This is a genomic window from Tsukamurella spumae (assembly GCF_012396015.1).
Taxonomy (GTDB): Bacteria; Actinomycetota; Actinomycetes; order Mycobacteriales; family Mycobacteriaceae; genus Tsukamurella; species Tsukamurella spumae.
Map to the genome: position 1 here is coordinate 126,090 of NZ_JAAXOQ010000005.1, position 17,383 is coordinate 143,472.

Below are 17,383 nucleotides of genomic sequence, written 5' to 3' on the forward strand. Positions count from 1 at the left end.
GGGGCCGGGCCCCGGGGTGGGGCTCAGCGGGCGGTGGCGTAGTCGATCACCACGTCGCCGAGCATGCGGCGCAGATGTTCGCGCCGCCCACCGTCGAGGAGGTCGTAGTCGAAGAGCGCGTTGAAGGTGTGCCGGTTGGCCACCCGGAACACGCAGTACGAGCTGATCAGGACGTGGAGGTCGAGCGCGCTCACGTCAACGCGGAGTTCGCCGGAGGTCACGCCGCGTTCGAGGATGCGCTCCAGCGCGTCGAGCGCCGGGCGCTGCGCCTGCGCGATGTCGTCGATCGCCGCCAGGTTCCGCCCGCGCTGCATGTTCTCGACGCTCACCAGCCGGATGAAGAACGGATGTGCCTCGTGGTGGTCGAAGGTGGCCTCGGCGATCGCGCGCAGCGCGTCGGCGGGTCGCATGTGGTCGACGTCGACCCGGGACTCCTCGAGCCGGATCTCGCGGTAGGCGTTCTCCAGCACCGTGCGGTAGAGCGCGTCCTTGTCGCCGAAGTAGTAGTAGATCATCCGCTTCGTCGTCGCCGTCTGGTCCGCGATCTCGTCGATCCGCGCACCGTCGAGCCCCTTCTCGGCGAACTCGCGGGTGGCCACCTCGAGGATGTCGCGGCGGGTCCGCTCGGGATCGCGCCCGCGCTTGGGTGTCGTGTTCGCCATGGGCACTCCTCGGTGTGGGCGGGTGGCGCGGGGTTCCGTCCCCGGTCCCGCTCATGCTACCGTGACCTAACGCACTAGATAGTTAATAAGGGAGCGTCATTCCGCACCTCGATGAGCTCGACGAGACCGCCGCCACGCTGGGCGCCGTCAACACCGTCAAGATCACCGACGGCAGGCTGACCGGCCACAACACCGACTGCAGCGGGTTCGCGCGCAACCTCGCCGCGGGCCTGGGCGACGGGCCCGCGGACACCGTCGTCCAGGTGGGGGCAGGCGGTGCCGGCGCCGCCGTGGCCTACGCGACCCTGCAGCACGGGGCCCGGACCTTCACCGTGGTCGACAGCGACCGCGGTCGGGCGGAGGCATTGGCGGGACTGCTGCGCGGCCAGTTCGGTGATCGGGACATCCGCACGGGCGAGCCGGCCGGGATCGCGGACGCGCTGGCCGCCGCCGACGGCGTGGTGAACGCGACGCCGATGGGGATGGCCCATCACCCGGGGACCGCCTTCGACACCGCCCTGCTCCGTCCGGATCTCTGGGTGGCCGATGTCGTCTACCGACCCGCGGAGACCGAGCTGCTGCGCGCCGCCGCGGCGATCGGCGCCCGCACGGTGACCGGCGTCGGCATGACGGTGGGCCAGGCCGTGGACGCCTTCCGGATCTTCACCGGCCTGCCCGCCGACGCCGACCGGATGGCCGCCACGGTGGCGGCCCTCCTGGCGGCTGAGGCCTGACCGCGCCCTAGAGCCGCTCGAAGACGGCCGCCAGGCCCTGGCCGCCGCCGATGCACATGGTCTCGAGGCCGTATCGCGCTCCGCTGCGGCGCATCTCACGCAGCAGCGTCGCGAGGATCCGGGCGCCCGTCGCGCCGACCGGATGGCCGAGCGAGATCCCCGAGCCGTGCGGATTGAGCCGCGGGTCGGCGGGGTCGAGGTCCCACTCGCGCAGGACGGCGAGCGTCTGTGCGGCGAACGCCTCGTTCAGCTCGATCACGCCCATGTCGTCGAGCGTGAGCCCGAGGCGGCCGAGGACCTTCGCGGTCGCCGGCACCGGGCCGATGCCCATCGTGCGCGGGGGCACGCCCGCCACGGCCCAGCCCGCGAACCGGGCGAGCGGGTCGAGGCCGAGCTCGGCGGCCTTCTCGGCGGTGGTCACGATGGCGAGGGCGGCACCGTCGTTCTGGCCGCTCGCGTTCCCGGCGGTCACGGTGGACTCCGGATCCTGCTTGATCCGGATCGGCCGCAGGCCGGCCAGCGACTCGACGGTGGTATCGGCGCGCGGATGCTCGTCGCGGTCGACGAGAACGGGCTCGCCGCGCCGCTGGGGGACCGCCACGGGGACGATCTCCTCGGCGAAGATCCCCGCGTCGATGGCCGCGATCGCCCGGCGATGGGACTCGGCGGCCAGGCGATCCTGCTCCTCCCGCGACAGTGAGTACTCCGCGCGCAGGTTCTCCGCGGTCTCGATCATGCCGCCGGGCACGGGGAAGCGGCTGCCGCCGGCCGTGACCCGTGCGCGCGCCAGGCGATCCGCCAACTCGACACCCGCGCCGCGCACACCCCACCGGATGTTGGGATGGGTGTAGAACTCCGCCTGACTCATCGACTCGGCGCCGCCCGCGAGCACCAGATCCGCCGCACCCGAGGCGACGGTGAGGGCACCGTCGATGACGGCCTGCAGGCCCGAACCGCACCGTCGGTCCACCTGACGGCCGGGCACCTCGATACCCAGCCCGGCCTCGAGGGCGGCCACGCGGCCCAGCGCGGGTGCCTCGCCGCCCGGCGACGCCTGTCCGAGGATGACGTCTCCGATCAACGCCCGGTCGATCCCCGACCGCTCGACGAGAGCGGAGATCACCGTGGCCGCCAGCTGCTCCACCGGGACGTCCTTGAAGGCGCCGCCGAAGCGTGCGACGGGGGTGCGGAGGGGTTCACAGATGACGACATCGCGCATGGTGAGAGGGGGCCTTTCGGGGTTGGGTGAGGTCAGCGCCGGACGGCGGCCAAATCGCGCTGGATCGCCTCCGTGGTGCGCAGGAGGGCGGGGAGCAGGGTGTCCTGGATGTCCGCGTCGGTGTAGCGGAACGCGGGGGTGGAGATGTTCAGCGCCGCGACGACCCGGCCGTCCGCGGAACGCACCGGGGCGGCGAGCGAGCGCAGGCCGTTCTCCAGCTCCTGATCGACCAGCGCGTACCCGCGGCTGCCGACGGATCGGATCTCGGCGATCAGGGAGGCGGGATCGGTGAGGGTGCGCTCGGTGAAGGGCTGCGGTGCAGCGGCTTCCAGATTCGCGGCCAGCTCGTCGTCCGGTAGATCGGCCAGCAGGACGCGCCCCATGGAGGTGGCCCACGCGGGCAGGCGCGTACCGATCGAGATCCCCACCGTCATGATCCGCCGAATCGCGACACGGGCCACGTAGACCACCTCGGTGCCGTCGAGGATCGACACCGAGGAGGACTCGTTGACCTCCTCGCTGAGGTCCTGCAGGTGCGGCTCGGCGATCTCCGGCAGCGTCAGGCTGGACAGATAGCTGTAGCCCAGTTCGAGGACGCGAGGCGTGAGCCAGAACAGCGTTCCGTCGCTGCGCACGTACCCCAGCTCGGCGAGGGTCAGGAGGAAGCGGCGGGCCGTGGCGCGGGTCAGGTCGGTGGCGCGGGCGACGTCGCTGAGGGTGCGCCGCGGATTCGCCGCGTCGAACGCCCGGATCACCGACAGTCCGCGGGCGAGCGACTGCACGTATTCGGACGACGGTACCGGTGCTGCGGTATCGGCGCGGGCGTCGCGGGCGGTGCCGGAGCGGAGGCCATCGATGTCGGAGGTCATGCCCTATGCTCCCGCATCCGCCTCGAGGTCGGCGAGCGCAGCCCTGCCGAGGGCGAACCCCTGATTGCTGTTGGGGACGCCGGCGTACACGGCGGTGTGCAGGAGCACCTCGGCCACCGTGCCGGGGTCGATGCCCGCGCGGAACGCCGAGCGCAGGTGCATGTCCAGCTCGTGTTCGTTGCCGACCGCGGTGAGGATCGCGATGGTCAGCAGTCGCCGCTGCTCGTGGCTCAGGCCGGGCCGGGTCCACACGTCGCCCCATGCGGTGCGCGTGATGAAGTCCTGGAAGGGCGCGGTGAAGGTGGTGATGGCCGCGGTCGAGCGGTCCACGTGGGCGTCGCCGAGCACGGCGCGCCGGGTCGCATCGCCCGCGGCGGACGCGGCGGCGCGTCCGGCGTCGTACCCCGACGACCGGGCGATGTGGTCGCGGATGAGCTGGGTGACACGGCCGGCCTGTTCGACGTTGGCCAGGTGCGCTCCCGGGTCGACGGTCACCATGCGCGCGCCGACGATGCCCTCGGCGAGCGTCCGCATCGTCTCCGGGCCGGTCGCCGGGTCCTGCGCGCCCGCGATGACCAGCGTGGGTGCCGTGATGCGACCGAGGTCGGTGCGCGAGTCCCACTCGGCCAATGCCTCGCAGCAACCGGCGTACCCCTCGTCGGAGGTCCCCGCCACCATCGCCCGGCTCCGGGCCACGAGCTCGGGATCCCGTTCGGCGAGTGCGGGGGTGAACCAGCGGGACACCACGGCGTCGGCGATGGACTCCGTGCCGTCCGCCCGGACCGCGGCGGCGCGCTCCCACCAGCCCGCGGGCTCGCCGAACCGCGCCGCGGTGCACAGCAGCGTCAGCGTGAGCACCCGGTCCGGGCGGTGCACCGCGATCCACTGGGCGAGGGCACCGCCCAGGGACAGCCCGACCAGGTGGACGGCGGAGGCGTCGAGGTCGTCGAGCAGTGCGAGCACGTCGGCCGCGAGCTCGGCCACGGCGTACGGCCCGGGGGCGACGGGGGAGTCGCCGTGACCGCGGTGGTCGATCGTCACCACCGTGGCTCCGCCGGAGAGCGCCGCGACCTGCGGCTGCCACATCTGTCGAGTGGATCCGAGCGAGCCCAGGAAGACGACGACCGGAGCGTCGGCGTGGCCGCTGCGGGCGGGGATCACATCGTGGGCGAGACGGAGCGGGGCGGTCATCGGGCTTCTCCTGCAGTGGGTTCGGGGGCGGCGTAGCGGGCCAGGGCGCGGTCGACCAGGTCGCCCGCGTGGCCGAGGTAGCCGGCCGGATCGAGGAGGGCCCGCACGCGGTCGGCGGGCAGGAACTCGAGGATCGGGGGCGCGGTGTCCAGCGGGATCCCCGCCGCGCAGGCGGCCGTGACCCGTTCGCGGGCATCCGGTGCCTGCTCGCCCAGTGCGACGGTGACGCGCTCGGCGAGGAGGGCGCCGCCGGTGACCTCGAGGTTGCGGGCCATGCGATCCGCGTGCACCCGGAGCCCGTCCAGGCTGTCGGCGAGGCGGGCGGCCGCGCCGGCCGTGGTGCGCATCAGGTCGACCAGCGGCTCCCACTCCGCGTGCCACGCGCCGGCGGCGCGTTGCAGTTCGTGGTCCATCGACGCCTGCACGCCGGCCACGAGGCCCGGGGCCCGGCGGGCGCCGGCGCGGGCGGTGATCGCGGCGACGGGGTTGCGCTTGTGGGGCATCGCCGAGGAACCGCCGGGCGCATCCTCGGAGACCTCGCCGAGTTCGGTCCCGGCCAGCAGCACCACATCGGATGCGGCCTTGTCGATCGCTCCCGCAGCGGCGCCGAGCGCCCCGGCGAGGAGGCCGAACGCGCTGCGCTCGGTGTGCCAGGGCACCGTCGCCCGGGGGAGTTCGAGGCGGTCGGCGAGCGCGTCGGCCACCTCGAGCCCGTGCGGGGCGAGTGCCGCGAGGGTGCCGGCCGCGCCGCCGAATTGCACGCGCAGGTCCGCGACCTGCGCGGCGACCGCCGCGGCGGTGCGGCGCAGCCCCGTCAGCCAGGTGGCGGCGAGGACCCCGAAGGTCGTGGGCAGCGCCTGCTGGCCGAGGGTGCGGCCGGCCATCGGGGTATCGCGGTGGGCCGCTGCCAACGCGGCCGCGGCGCGGGCGGCCCGGTCCAGGTCGGCGAGCAGGACGGCGGCGGCGGCGCGGAGCATCAGGACGAGCGCGGTGTCGAGGATGTCCTGGCTGGTGGCGCCGCGGTGCACGTGGCCGGGTGGAACGTCCGGTTGCGTGGCACGCAGCGCCTCCCGCACGACGCCGACCAGCGGGATCACCGGATTGCCGCCCGCGGCGGCCGCGGCACCGAGCGCGCGGGGTGCGAGCGAGGCCGGCGGCTGCTCCCGGAGCACGTCGATCGTCGAGGCGATCGCCCGCGCCGACGACTCGGGGATCACGCCGATGTCGCCCTCCGCGCGGGCCAGCGCCGCTTCCACGCGCAGCATCGCGTCGATCCACGCCGCGTCGTCGAGCTTCGCGGCCGCCGCCGTGGCCCCGAAGACGGGGTCGAACAGTTCGCCTCGATTGCCGGGCACTGCGGTCCTCTCGGTCGGTGGCGGGTCAGAGGGCGAAGAACGGGGTCTCGCCCGAACCGGTGTCCTGGACGTGGATCTCGAACCGGTAGCCGGTCGCGGTGCGCTCGGCGATGAGTCGATGCCGATCGGTTTCCGGCACGAGCGTCAGTACCGGGTCGGTCGCCTGCGCCGCAGTGTCCTCCGGGAAGTAGATCCGCGTCATCAACCGCTCCAGAATGCCGCGTGCGAACAGACCGAGGTTGATGTGGGGTGCCTCGCCGGGCAGGGCTCCGGGCTTCACGGTGCGGATGGTCGCCACGCCGTCGTCGTCGGCGAAGACCCGTGCGAGGTGGCGGAAGCCCGGCGGATCCGACGGTGCGTCGCCCCGCGGGTCGCTCGAGCCGAGGCCGCCGGCCGCATCGGCCTGCCAGGTCTCGAACATGGCGTCGGCGATCGCCTGTCCGGCACCGTCGTAGGCGATGAGCTCGAGGTCGACGGTGCCGGTGGCACCGTCGGGCACGGCGTCCCACCCCTTCTCCCAGCCCGCGAGGAGGCCGATGTGGACGTACGGTCCGACGGTCTGCGAGGGCATCAGGCCGACGGGGACCTCGTCCTGCGCGCGCGAGAACACGGGGTAGCGCGGAGCGTCGGTGTTGCTTCCGGAATCGATCATGGGTCAGGCCTCCTCGAAGGGGGTGGCGCGGGTACCGCGGAGGACGATGTCGAACCGGTACGCGAGAGCCCAGTCCGGTTGGGTGGCGTCGTAGTCGAACGAGGCGATCATGCGCTCGCGAGCAGCCTCGGGGACGGCGTTGTAGATGGGGTCCTGGAAGAAGAAGGGGTCGTCGGGGAAGTACATCTGGGTCACGAGACGCTGCGTGTACGCCCGTCCGAACAAGGAGAAGTGGATGTGGGCGGGCCGCCACGCGTTGTGGTGGTTCCCCCAGGGATAGGCGCCGGGCTTGATGGTGGTGAACCGGTACTCGCCGGTCGCGTCGGTGAGCGCCCGGGCGACGCCGTTGAAGTGCGGGTCCAGCGGGGCCGGCCACGAGTCGTTGCGGTGCCGGTAGCGGCCCGCCGCATTCGCCTGCCACACCTCGATCAGGGTGTCCGGGACCGGCTTGCCGTCCGCGTCCACGACGCGGCCGTGCACGATGATCCGCTGGCCGATGGCCTCGCCGCCGTTGGCCAGGCTCATGTCGCTCTCCGCCGCGTCCACGTCACCGTCGCCGAAGACCGGGCCGGTGAGTTCGCCCAGGCGTTCCGGAATCAGGATCAGGTCCTGCCGGGGGCTGCGCAGCCGCGTCGTCTTGTAGTCCGGCGACAGGAGCGGGGGATGAGTGGCTCCGGGCAGGAAGAGGCGGTCGGAAGAGAGCGGCATGAGCATCCTCGTTCTTGATGTGAACATGTGAACGGTATACGTACATGTTATCCGGCGGGGGTGATGGAGGCAACAGTTCCGGGCCGCGAGTTCGCGATGTGTATATGTGTTCACACAGAGAACGTTTTGGGGTAGCCTGGATCACATGATCAACAAAGTTCATCCCAGCGCGGCGGAGGCCGTCGCTGATATCCCGGACGGGGCATCCCTTGCCGTCGGCGGCTTCGGCCTCGTCGGCATTCCATCCGTCCTGATCGACGCGATTCTGGAGCAGGGCGCCACCGACCTGGAGACGGTGAGCAACAACTGCGGCACGGAGGGGTTCGGCCTCGGCAAACTGCTCGAGGCGCACCGCATCCGTCGCACGATCAGCTCCTATGTCGGCTCCAACAAGGAATTCGCCCGGCAGTACCTCTCGGGTGAGCTCGAGGTGGAGCTGACGCCGCAGGGCACCCTCGCCGAGCGGATGCGCGCCGGCGGCGCCGGCATTCCGGCGTTCTTCACCTCGGCGGGAGTGGGCACGCAGGTCGCCGACGGCGGGCTCCCCCTGCAGTACGACGGGGCCGGCGGCATCGCGGTCGCCTCGGCGCCCAAGGAGACCCGCGAGTTCGACGGCGAGACCTACGTCCTCGAACGCGGCATCCGGACCGACTTCGCCCTGGTCCACGCCTGGAAGGGCGATCGGCTGGGCAACCTGGTCTTCCGCGGAACCGCGCGCAACTTCAACCCCGACGCGGCGACCGCGGGGCGGATCACCATCGCGCAGGTCGAGCATCTCGTCGAACCCGGGGAGCTGGACCCCGCGGACGTGCACACGCCCGGGATCTACGTCCAGCGCGTCGTGGTCGTCGGGCCCCAGGAGACCGGAATCGAGAACAGGACGGTGCAGGCATGAGTTGGACCCGCGACCAGATGGCGGCCCGCATCGCGGCCGATCTGCTGGACGGTCAGTACGTGAACCTGGGGATCGGCATGCCCACGCTGATCCCCGGCCACATCCCCGCCGATCGGGAGGTCGTGCTGCATTCCGAGAACGGTGTGCTCGGCGTCGGTCCGTACCCGTTCGAGGACGAGGTGGATCCGGAGCTGATCAACGCCGGCAAGGAGACCATCACCGTGGCGCCCGGCGCCTCGTTCTTCGGCTCCTCCGAGTCCTTCGCGATGATCCGTGGCGGCCACGTCGACGTGGCGGTGCTCGGGGCGATGCAGGTGAGCGCCCGAGGCGACCTGTCGAACTGGATGGTGCCCGGTGCCATGGTCAAGGGCATGGGCGGCGCGATGGATCTGGTGCACGGTGCGGGCCGCGTCATCGTGATGATGGATCACGTCACCCGCAAGGGCGATCCGAAGATCCTGTCGGAGAACACCCTTCCGTACACCGGTCTGCGATGCGTCAACCGCATCGTCTCCGACCTGGCGGTCATCGACATCACCGCGGACGGCCTGCTCCTGGTCGAGACGGCTCCCGGCGTCGAGGTCGACGAGGTGGTCGCCAAGACCGCCGCGCCGCTGCTCGTGCCCGACCGGAGCTACCAAAGCCCCACGAAACCCGCTCGCGTCCACTGACTAGAATCGGGGGGTGACTACTGCGCCGCACGACTCCGCTCTCGACCGACTCCCCGCCGCCTGGGAGCCCGGTGCGGTAGAGGCGGACATCTACGCCGGCTGGGTGGACGCGGGGTACTTCACCGCCGACAACACCTCGCCCAAGCCCGCCTTCTCCGTGGTCCTGCCGCCGCCGAACGTGACCGGCAGCCTGCACCTGGGGCATGCGCTGGACCAGACCATCACGGACGCGCTGTGCCGCCGCAAGCGGATGCAGGGCTACGAGGTGCTGTGGCTGCCGGGCACCGACCACGCGGGCATCGCCACGCAGTCGCTGGTGGAGAAGCAGCTGGCGGCGGAGGGCACCGACCGTCGGACGATCGGCCGCGAGGCCTTCCTCGAGCGCGCGTGGGCCTTCAAGGAGGCCAGCCACGGCAACATCACCGGCCAGATGCGCCGCATCGGCGTCGGCATCGACTGGTCCCGCGAGCGGTTCACCATGGACGAGGGCCTCTCGCGCGCCGTCCAGACCATCTTCAAGCAGCTCTTCGACGCCGGCCTGATCTACCGGGCCGAGCGTCTGGTCAACTGGTCGCCGGTGCTGCAGACCGGCATCTCCGACCTCGAGGTCGACCACAAGGAGGTCGACGGGGAGCTCGTGTCCTTCCGGTACGGGTCCATGAACGACGGTGAGCCGCACATCGTCTGCGCCACGACTCGCCTCGAGACCATGCTGGGCGACACGGCGATCGCCGTGCACCCCGACGACGAGCGCTACCGCGCGCTGGTGGGCACCACGCTCGAGCACCCGTTCCTGGACCGGCGCATCCCCGTCGTCGCCGACGACTACGTCGACCCCGAGTTCGGTTCCGGCGCGGTGAAGATCACCCCCGCGCACGACCCCAACGACTTCGCCCTCGGCCAGCGGCACGGTCTGCCGATGCCCACGATCATGGACGAGACCGCCCACATCGTCGGCACCGGAACGCAGTTCGACGGACTCGACCGCTTCGCCGCCCGCAAGGCCATCCGCGAGGCGCTGGCCGAGCAGGGCCGCATCGTCAAGGAGGTCCGCCCGTACCGGCACAGCGTCGGCCACAGCGAGCGCTCCGGCGAGCCGATCGAGCCGCGGCTGTCGATGCAGTGGTGGGTCAAGGTGGACCGGCTGTCGAAGGCGGCGGGCGACGCGGTCCGCAGCGGCGACACCACGATCGTCCCCGAATCGCTGGCGCCGCGGTTCTTCGACTGGGTCGACGAGATGCACGACTGGAACATCTCCCGGCAGCTGTGGTGGGGCCACCGCATCCCGGTCTGGTACGGCCCCGCCGACGCCGAGGGTAACCGGGACGTCGTGTGCTGCGGGCCCGACGACGTCCCGCCCGCCGGCTACGAGCAGGACCCCGACGTGCTGGACACCTGGTTCAGCTCGGGCCTGTTCCCGTTCTCCACGATGGGCTGGCCGGACTCCACGGCCGACCTCGCGAAGTTCTATCCCACGTCGACCCTGATCACGGGCTACGACATCATCTTCTTCTGGGTCGCCCGGATGATGATGTTCGGCACCTTCGTCGGCGAGGAGCCGAACGCGCCCGGCAAGGTGCCCTTCCACGAGGTGCTGCTGCACGGGCTCGTCCGCGACGAGTTCGGCAAGAAGATGTCCAAGTCGAAGGGCAACGGCATCGATCCGTTGGACTGGGTGGAGGAGTACGGCGCCGACGCGCTGCGCTTCACGCTGGCCCGCGGCACCATCCCCGGCGCCGATCTCAACGTGGGCGCCGATGCCGCGGCGAGCAGCCGCAAGTTCGCCACCAAGCTGTTCAACGCCACCAAGCTGGCGCTGATGAACGACGCGCACGTCGGTGAGCTCCCGGCGCGCGATCGGCTCACCGACGCCGATCGTTGGATCCTGGACCGCCTCGCCGCGGTGCAGGCCGAGGCCGACGCCGCGTTCGACGCGAACGAACTGGGCAAGGCCTGCGAGGCGCTCTACCACTTCGCGTGGGACGAGCTGTGCGACTGGTACCTCGAGGTCGCCAAGCTGCAGCTGCACGCCGCGAACGACGACGGTGACGCGGAGCTCGGCGAGAACACGCGCCTGGTGCTCGGCAAGGCCCTCGACGTCGTGCTGCGGATGCTGCACCCGACGATGCCCTTCGTGACGGAGGTGCTGTGGAAGGCCCTCACCGGCGGCACCTCGCTGGTGATCGCCGACTGGCCGTCCCGCGACTGGGCGCCCGCCGAGATCCCGGCGGACGGCGTCGAGTCCGCGCGCCGCTTCGCCGACCTGCAGCGTCTGGTGACCGAGATCCGCCGGTTCCGCAGCGACCAGCTGCTCAAGCCGGGGCAGCGGGTCGCCGCGCGGCTCACGGGCCTCGACGACGCGGGCCTGGCCTCGCTCGCCGCCGCGGCCGCGAACCTGTGCCGCCTCACCCCGCCCGAGGAGGGCTTCGCCGCCACCGCGTCGCTCGAGGTCCGGCTGGTCGGGGGCACGGTCACCGTCGAACTGGACACGTCCGGCACCGTCGACCTGGGGGCCGAGCGGGCGCGCCTGGAGAAGGACCTCAAGGCCGCGCAGAAGGAGCTCGACGGGACCACGGCCAAGCTCGGGAACGAGGCCTTCCTGGCCAAGGCGCCCGACGCGGTCGTCGACAAGATCCGCGGGCGGCAGGCCGTCGCGCAGGAGGAGGTCGAGCGGCTGACGGCGCGGATCGCGCAGCTCGGCGGGGGCGCCGCGTGACGGTGCCCGCGTTCGCCGCCGACCCCGACGACCTCGCCGAACTGGCGCAGGTCGAGGCGGAACTGGACCAGCGCTGGCCGGAGACGAAGATCGAGCCCTCGCTCACGCGCATCGCCGCGCTGATGCAGCTGCTCGGCTCGCCGCAGGACGCCTACCCGTCGATCCAGATCGCCGGGACCAACGGCAAGTCCTCGACGGCGCGCATGATCGACTCGCTGCTGCTCGCCTTCTCGCGCCGGACGGGCCGGATCACCAGCCCGCACCTGCAGCTGGCCACCGAACGCATCGCGATCGACGGTGCGCCCCTCACCGCGAAGCAGTACGTCGCGACCTACCGCGAGCTCGAGCCCTTCATCGAGCTGGTCGACGCGCAGTCCGAGGCGGCCGACGGTCCGCGGATGAGCAAGTTCGAGGTGCTCACGGCGATGGCCTTCGCGGCATTCGCAGAGGCGCCCGTCGACGTGGCGGTGGTGGAGGTCGGGCTCGGCGGTACCTGGGACGCCACGAACGTCGTGACGGCCGAGGTCGCCGTGATCACGCCGATCGGTCTGGACCACGTCGAGATCCTGGGCCCGGACATCCCGTCGATCGCGGGCGAGAAGGCGGGCATCATCAAGCGGGCCCCCGAGCGGCTGATCCCCAAGGACACCGTCGTGGTCGTGGGCAAGCAGGAGCCGGCCGCCATGGACGTGCTGCTCCGCAGGGCCGTCGAGGCGGACGCCGCCGTCGCGCGGGAGGGCTCCGAGTTCATGGTCGTCGAGCGGCGCGTCGCCGTCGGCGGACAGCAGCTGACCCTGCAGGGCCTCGGCGGCGTGTACGACGAGATCTTCCTGCCGCTGCACGGCGAGCACCAGGCCAACAACGCCGTGGTCGCGCTCGCCGCGGTGGAGGCCTTCTTCGGCGCGGGCGCGGACCAGCAGCTCGACCTCGACACGGTGCGGGAGGGCTTCGCGAGGGCCGCCTCGCCGGGCAGGCTCGAACGCGTCCGCACCGCCCCGACGGTGCTCATCGACGCCGCGCACAACCCGCACGGCGCGCAGGCGCTGGCGCGCACTCTGCAGACCGAGTTCGGTTTCCACACGCTGATCGGCGTGGTCTCCGTGCTCGCCGACAAGGACGCGATCGGCGTGCTCACCGCCCTCGAGCCGGTGCTCGACACGATCGTGGTCACACACAACGGGTCGCCGCGCGCGCTCGAGGTCGAGCGGCTCGCCGCGATCGCCGAGGAGATCTTCGGCGAGGACCGCGTCGTCACCTCGCCCACCATGGTCGACGCCGTCGAGACCGCGGTCGCGCTCGCCGACGACGAGTCGGACGACGGCTTCGACACCGGTGCGCCGGCCTCGGGCGTCGGCGTGCTCGTGACCGGCTCCGTGGTGACCGCGGGAGTGGCGCGTTCGCTGTTCGGAAAGGAACCCCAGTGAGTACTCAGCGGTTCACGCCGCCCACCAAGGATCCGTGGAAGAGCTTCCGCGGCATCCTGTCCGGCACGCTGATCCTCGAGATGATCGTGATCCTGCTGGCGCTACCGGTGGTGATCAAGCTGACCTCCGGCCTGACCGGTGTCAAGATCGCGTACGTGCTCCTGCTGGCCGCGGCCTGCTTCGCCGGCTGCCTGGTCGTGAAGAAGCCGTGGGCCATCCCCGCGTTCTGCGTGCTGCAGGTGGCCGTCATCGCCGGCTTCGCCGTGCACTGGGGGATCGGCGCGGTGGGCATCGTGTTCGGCCTGGTCTGGGCGTACATCGTCTACATCGAGCGGGACGTCAAGAAGCGCATGGCCGAGGGGCGGCTGCAGGGCCAGGAGCCGATCGCGGACTGATCCGGCACGCCGTCCGGGGGACCGTCGTCGACGGTGACGACCCACCCCGCTACTGTCGTGCTCGTGACTGAGCGGACTCTGATTCTCATCAAGCCCGACGGCGTGCGGCGCGGCCTGTCCGGGGAGATCCTGGCGCGCATCGAGCGGAAGGGCCTGACCATCGCGGCCCTCGAGCTCAAGCACGTCTCCATCGAGGTGGCGCAGGGCCACTACGCCGAGCACAAGGAGAAGCCCTTCTTCGGCTCCCTGCTCGAATTCATCACCTCCGGGCCCGTGGTGGCCGCGGTGCTGGAGGGCCCGCGGGCGATCGCGGCGTTCCGTCAGCTCGCCGGCGGCACCGATCCCGTGGAGAAGGCCGTGCCCGGCACCATCCGCGGCGACCTCGGCCTGGAGACCCAGGAGAACCTCGTGCACGGTTCCGACTCGCCCGAGTCCGCCGCGCGCGAGATCGCTCTCTGGTTCCCCGGTCTCGCCTGACCTGCGTCTACCCACGTCCCTCCGGGCCCGCGCCGCGCGAACCGCGCAGCGCGGGCCCGATACTTTTCCGCCGCGGCTGTGACGTGTGGGATGATGAGTCGGACGCACGTCGGCGCGCGCAACCGCGCAGCACCGACCGGCCCGGCAGCTCGGCGAACACCGAGCAAGCGTGCGCCACGCACGAGACACGTGCAGACCTTGACAAACGTGAGGCCTCAGATCACCTGGAGCCCCACCACACGACACGCCCCCGCGTGGCCGCGACCGAGTAGTGATCGCGCCCGGGGGTCGGTAGGAGATTCAGTGGCCGACAACACGTCGCCGGAAGAACAGAACAACGAAGCCGGGGAAGAGTTCCCGCAGAAGCTGCGCGTGCACGCACTGGCGCGTCTGCTCGGGCTCACCAGCAAGGAGGTGCTCGCGCACCTCGGCGACCTCGGATTCGTCGCGCGCAGCGCGCACTCGAGCATCGACCGCAGCGCCGCCGAGCGGGTCCGCGATCGCATCGCCGAGCTCGCGGGCGGAGCGCCCGATGCCGCTGACCAGCAGGTCGCGCCCGAACCCGCCACCGCGCCGCTCGCCGAGCCCGTCGAGGAGACCCCGTCGCTCTTCTCCGAGGCCGCGGTCATCGAGCCCATCGCCGAGGTGGCCCCGCCGACCATCGACACCACGGTGCCGCTGTTCCTGCAGCCCGAGCAGGTGGAGCCCGCGCCGCGGAAGGCGCGCGCGCCGAAGAAGAAGGACGTCGTCGTCGAGGACGCCGCGGAGCCCGAGGCCCCGGCCGTCGCCGTCGACACCCCCGCGACCGAGCAGGACACCGAGCCCGCCGCCGAGGCCGCGGACGCGGCACCGTCGGGCGACGAGTCCGCGGACGACGAGGGCGCGGGCAACCGTCGCCGCCGCCGGGGCCGTCGTGGCCGGGGCCGCGGGCGCGGCGAGAACGCCGACGAGCAGGACGGCCAGGACCAGGCCGAGCAGGCCGACGGTGCGCCGGCGCAGGGCGCGAGCACCGACGAGCAGCAGCCCGAGGAGGACAGCTCGCCCGCCGCCGAGGCGGCGGACGAGGCATCGTCGGACGACGCCGAGGGCGATGACGTCGAGGACGTGACCGACGGTGGCTCGCGTCGCCGCCGTCGCCGTCGCCGGCGCCGCTCGGGCGCGGGGGAGGACGGCGCCGAGGCGGCCTCGTCCGACGACCCGCCGAACACCGTCGTCCACGAGCGCGAGCCGCGCGAAGCGCGCCAGCGCGCCCGGCGCGACGAGGTGCGCGGCATCAGCGGCTCGACCCGCCTGGAGGCCAAGCGCCAGCGTCGCCGCGACGGCCGCGACACCGTGCGCCGCCGCCCGCCGATCCTCACCGAGTCGGAGTTCCTCGCCCGCCGCGAGGCCGTCGACCGCGTGATGGTCGTGCGCGAGCGCACCGGCGTGGGTCCGTCGCAGGGGCAGGACGGCCACACCGTGCCGCACCCCGCCGACTACACCCAGGTCGCGGTCCTCGAGGACGGCGTGCTGGTGGAGCACTTCGTCACCTCGTCCAGCTCGGCGTCGATGGTGGGCAACATCTACCTCGGCCGCGTGCAGAACGTGCTGCCCTCGATGGAGGCCGCGTTCGTCGACATCGGCCGCGGCCGCAACGGCGTGCTCTACGCCGGCGAGGTCAACTGGGACGCCGCCGGCCTCGACGGCAACGCGCGGAAGATCGAGCAGGCGCTCAAGCCCGGCGACCAGGTGCTGGTGCAGGTCTCGAAGGACCCGGTCGGTCACAAGGGCGCCCGCCTGACCACGCAGATCTCCCTCGCGGGACGCTTCCTGGTGTACGTGCCGGGCGGTGGCTCCGCCGGCATCTCCCGCAAGCTGCCCGACACCGAGCGCAAGCGCCTCAAGGAGATCCTCAAGGAGATCGTCCCCGCCGATGCGGGCGTGATCATCCGCACCGCCTCCGAGGGCGTGAGCGCCGAGGAGCTCGCGGGCGATGTCGCGCGACTGCAGGCGCAGTGGGCCGAGATCGAGGCCGCGTCCTCGCAGAAGGGCGTCAAGGCGCTCTACGAGGAGCCGGACCTGCTGGTCAAGGTCGTCCGCGACCTGTTCAACGAGGACTTCAGCAAGCTCGTCATCGAGGGCCGCAAGGCCTGGGACACCACCTCGAAGTACGTGGGCGATGTTGCTCCCGACCTGATGCCGCGGGTCGAGAAGTTCGAGAAGGCCCACGCCGACGCGCCGGACGTCTTCGCCACCTACCGCATCGACGAGCAGCTCGCGAAGGCGATGGACCGCAAGGTCTGGCTGCCCTCGGGCGGCACGCTGGTCATCGACCGCACCGAGGCGATGACCGTCGTCGACGTCAACACCGGCAAGTTCACCGGCGCCGGCGGCAACCTCGAGGAGACGGTCACCCGCAACAACCTCGAGGCGGCTGAGGAGATCGTGCGGCAGATGCGCCTGCGCGACATCGGCGGCATGATCGTCGTCGACTTCATCGACATGGTCCTCGAGTCCAACCGCGACCTCGTGCTGCGGCGCCTCACCGAGGCCCTGGGCCGCGACCGCACCCGCCACCAGGTCTCCGAGGTCACCTCGCTGGGCCTGGTCCAGATGACCCGTAAGCGGATCGGCACGGGCCTCGTCGAGGCCTTCTCCACGCCGTGCCAGGCGTGCGCCGGCCGCGGCATCATCGTCCACGACGCGCCCGTCGAGTCGTCGGGTGGCGGCGAGGACGCGGGCCGCTCGGGGGAGCGGTCGGAGGGCACGGGCCGCAAGAAGCGCAAGCGCTCCAAGTCCGACGGTGCCGCCCCGGCCCCGGAGGCGCAGCCCGCGCCCGCGAAGGAGCCCGCCGTGCACAAGGGCGAGCACCCGATGTTCCGGGCGATGGCGGCGCACCACGATGAGGACGGCAACGAGACGGCTGTCCCCGCTGAGGCCGCGGTGCCCGCTGAGGCCGCAGCCCCCGCTGAGGCCGCGGCTCCCGCAGCGCCCGCCGAGGCCGCAGCGCCCGCCCAGACGGCGGCGCCCGCTGAGACCGCGGCCCCCGCGGTCGACGCACCGGTGGAGGCGGACCGGAAGCCGGCGGAGCAGCCGGCGGAGCAGGCACCGTCGGCCCCGCGTCGCCGCAGGGTGGCGCGGAAGGCGCCCACCACGACCTCGGCGTCCGCGCAGACGATCGTCGTCGACATCGCGGCACCCGTTCCCGACGCCCCGGCCGCTCCCGCGGGTGATTCCGCGGGGCAGTCGGTCGCGGAGCCCGCGCGCAAGCGGGCCCGGCGCCGTGCCGCGGCCCGGCCCGCGGGCCCTGCGGCGGGCAGCGCCGAGGGTGACGCTGCGAACAAGGCGGACCAGCCGGTTTGACCCTGGCGTCGGCGTTCCCGTAACCTGGGAAGGTCGCTTTTCCGGCGGCGCGCTCGTGCGTGCGCGGTACCGG

Annotated in this window: 14 protein-coding genes and 1 pseudogene; 8 read left to right on the forward strand and 7 right to left on the reverse strand. The window is 72.1% G+C overall.

The window, feature by feature from the left end; all coding sequences use genetic code 11:
• Positions 1 to 23 precede the first annotated feature (23 nt).
• Positions 24 to 662 carry a TetR/AcrR family transcriptional regulator gene (locus HF999_RS05480; protein ID WP_168544891.1) on the reverse strand — a complete coding sequence of 213 codons (639 nt, stop codon included), beginning with the start codon at positions 660 to 662 and terminating at the stop codon, positions 24 to 26.
• A gap of 92 nt (positions 663 to 754) precedes the next feature.
• On the opposite strand from HF999_RS05480, the pseudogene HF999_RS05485 reads away from it, so the two are divergent.
• A pseudogene (locus HF999_RS05485) lies at positions 755 to 1,396 on the forward strand (shikimate dehydrogenase); the annotation flags it as partial.
• A gap of 7 nt (positions 1,397 to 1,403) precedes the next feature.
• On the opposite strand, the gene HF999_RS05490 reads toward HF999_RS05485, so the two are convergent.
• From HF999_RS05490 to pcaH, 6 genes are read right to left on the reverse strand one after another with little or no spacing between them, the layout of a single operon-like run.
• Entirely contained in the window at positions 1,404 to 2,615 is a 1,212-nt protein-coding gene (locus HF999_RS05490; protein ID WP_168544892.1) for an acetyl-CoA C-acetyltransferase, read from the reverse strand.
• Between the two features lie 32 nt (positions 2,616 to 2,647).
• Positions 2,648 to 3,484, reverse strand: a complete 837-nt coding sequence (locus HF999_RS05495; RefSeq protein ID WP_168544893.1) for an IclR family transcriptional regulator domain-containing protein — start codon at positions 3,482 to 3,484, stop codon at positions 2,648 to 2,650.
• 3 nt (positions 3,485 to 3,487) lie between these two features.
• Positions 3,488 to 4,675, reverse strand: a complete 1,188-nt coding sequence (gene pcaDC / locus HF999_RS05500; RefSeq protein WP_168544894.1) for a bifunctional 3-oxoadipate enol-lactonase/4-carboxymuconolactone decarboxylase PcaDC — start codon at positions 4,673 to 4,675, stop codon at positions 3,488 to 3,490.
• A complete protein-coding gene (locus HF999_RS05505; protein WP_168544895.1) occupies positions 4,672 to 6,030 on the reverse strand; it encodes a lyase family protein in 1,359 nt (452 codons plus the stop codon). Before HF999_RS05505 ends, pcaDC begins: the two co-directional genes overlap by 4 nt.
• 25 nt (positions 6,031 to 6,055) lie before the next feature.
• Positions 6,056 to 6,682, reverse strand: a complete 627-nt coding sequence (gene pcaG / locus HF999_RS05510) for a protocatechuate 3,4-dioxygenase subunit alpha (RefSeq protein WP_168544896.1) — start codon at positions 6,680 to 6,682, stop codon at positions 6,056 to 6,058.
• Between the two features lie 3 nt (positions 6,683 to 6,685).
• Positions 6,686 to 7,390 (reverse strand): protocatechuate 3,4-dioxygenase subunit beta, encoded by a 705-nt coding sequence (gene pcaH, locus HF999_RS05515; protein WP_168544897.1) that lies wholly within the window; start codon positions 7,388 to 7,390, stop codon positions 6,686 to 6,688.
• Positions 7,391 to 7,535: 145 nt separating this feature from the next.
• On the opposite strand from pcaH, the gene HF999_RS05520 reads away from it, so the two are divergent.
• From HF999_RS05520 to HF999_RS05550, 7 genes are all read left to right on the forward strand, one after another.
• Positions 7,536 to 8,285 carry a CoA transferase subunit A gene (locus HF999_RS05520; RefSeq protein ID WP_168544898.1) on the forward strand — a complete coding sequence of 250 codons (750 nt, stop codon included), beginning with the start codon at positions 7,536 to 7,538 and terminating at the stop codon, positions 8,283 to 8,285.
• Positions 8,282 to 8,956 (forward strand): 3-oxoacid CoA-transferase subunit B, encoded by a 675-nt coding sequence (locus HF999_RS05525; RefSeq protein ID WP_168544899.1) that lies wholly within the window; start codon positions 8,282 to 8,284, stop codon positions 8,954 to 8,956. The genes HF999_RS05520 and HF999_RS05525 overlap by 4 nt, the downstream gene beginning before the upstream one ends.
• A 13-nt stretch (positions 8,957 to 8,969) precedes the next feature.
• Positions 8,970 to 11,672 carry a valine--tRNA ligase gene (locus HF999_RS05530; RefSeq protein ID WP_168544900.1) on the forward strand — a complete coding sequence of 901 codons (2,703 nt, stop codon included), beginning with the start codon at positions 8,970 to 8,972 and terminating at the stop codon, positions 11,670 to 11,672.
• Positions 11,669 to 13,096 carry a bifunctional tetrahydrofolate synthase/dihydrofolate synthase gene (folC, locus tag HF999_RS05535; protein WP_168544901.1) on the forward strand — a complete coding sequence of 476 codons (1,428 nt, stop codon included), beginning with the start codon at positions 11,669 to 11,671 and terminating at the stop codon, positions 13,094 to 13,096. Before HF999_RS05530 ends, folC begins: the two co-directional genes overlap by 4 nt.
• Positions 13,093 to 13,491, forward strand: coding sequence for a DUF4233 domain-containing protein (locus HF999_RS05540; RefSeq protein ID WP_168544902.1), 399 nt, complete (start codon positions 13,093 to 13,095; stop codon positions 13,489 to 13,491). The genes folC and HF999_RS05540 overlap by 4 nt, the downstream gene beginning before the upstream one ends.
• A gap of 63 nt (positions 13,492 to 13,554) precedes the next feature.
• Entirely contained in the window at positions 13,555 to 13,968 is a 414-nt protein-coding gene (gene ndk / locus HF999_RS05545; protein WP_168544903.1) for a nucleoside-diphosphate kinase, read from the forward strand.
• Positions 13,969 to 14,271: 303 nt separating this feature from the next.
• Positions 14,272 to 17,310, forward strand: a complete 3,039-nt coding sequence (locus tag HF999_RS05550) for a translation initiation factor IF-2 N-terminal domain-containing protein (protein WP_168544904.1) — start codon at positions 14,272 to 14,274, stop codon at positions 17,308 to 17,310.
• Positions 17,311 to 17,383 lie beyond the last annotated feature (73 nt).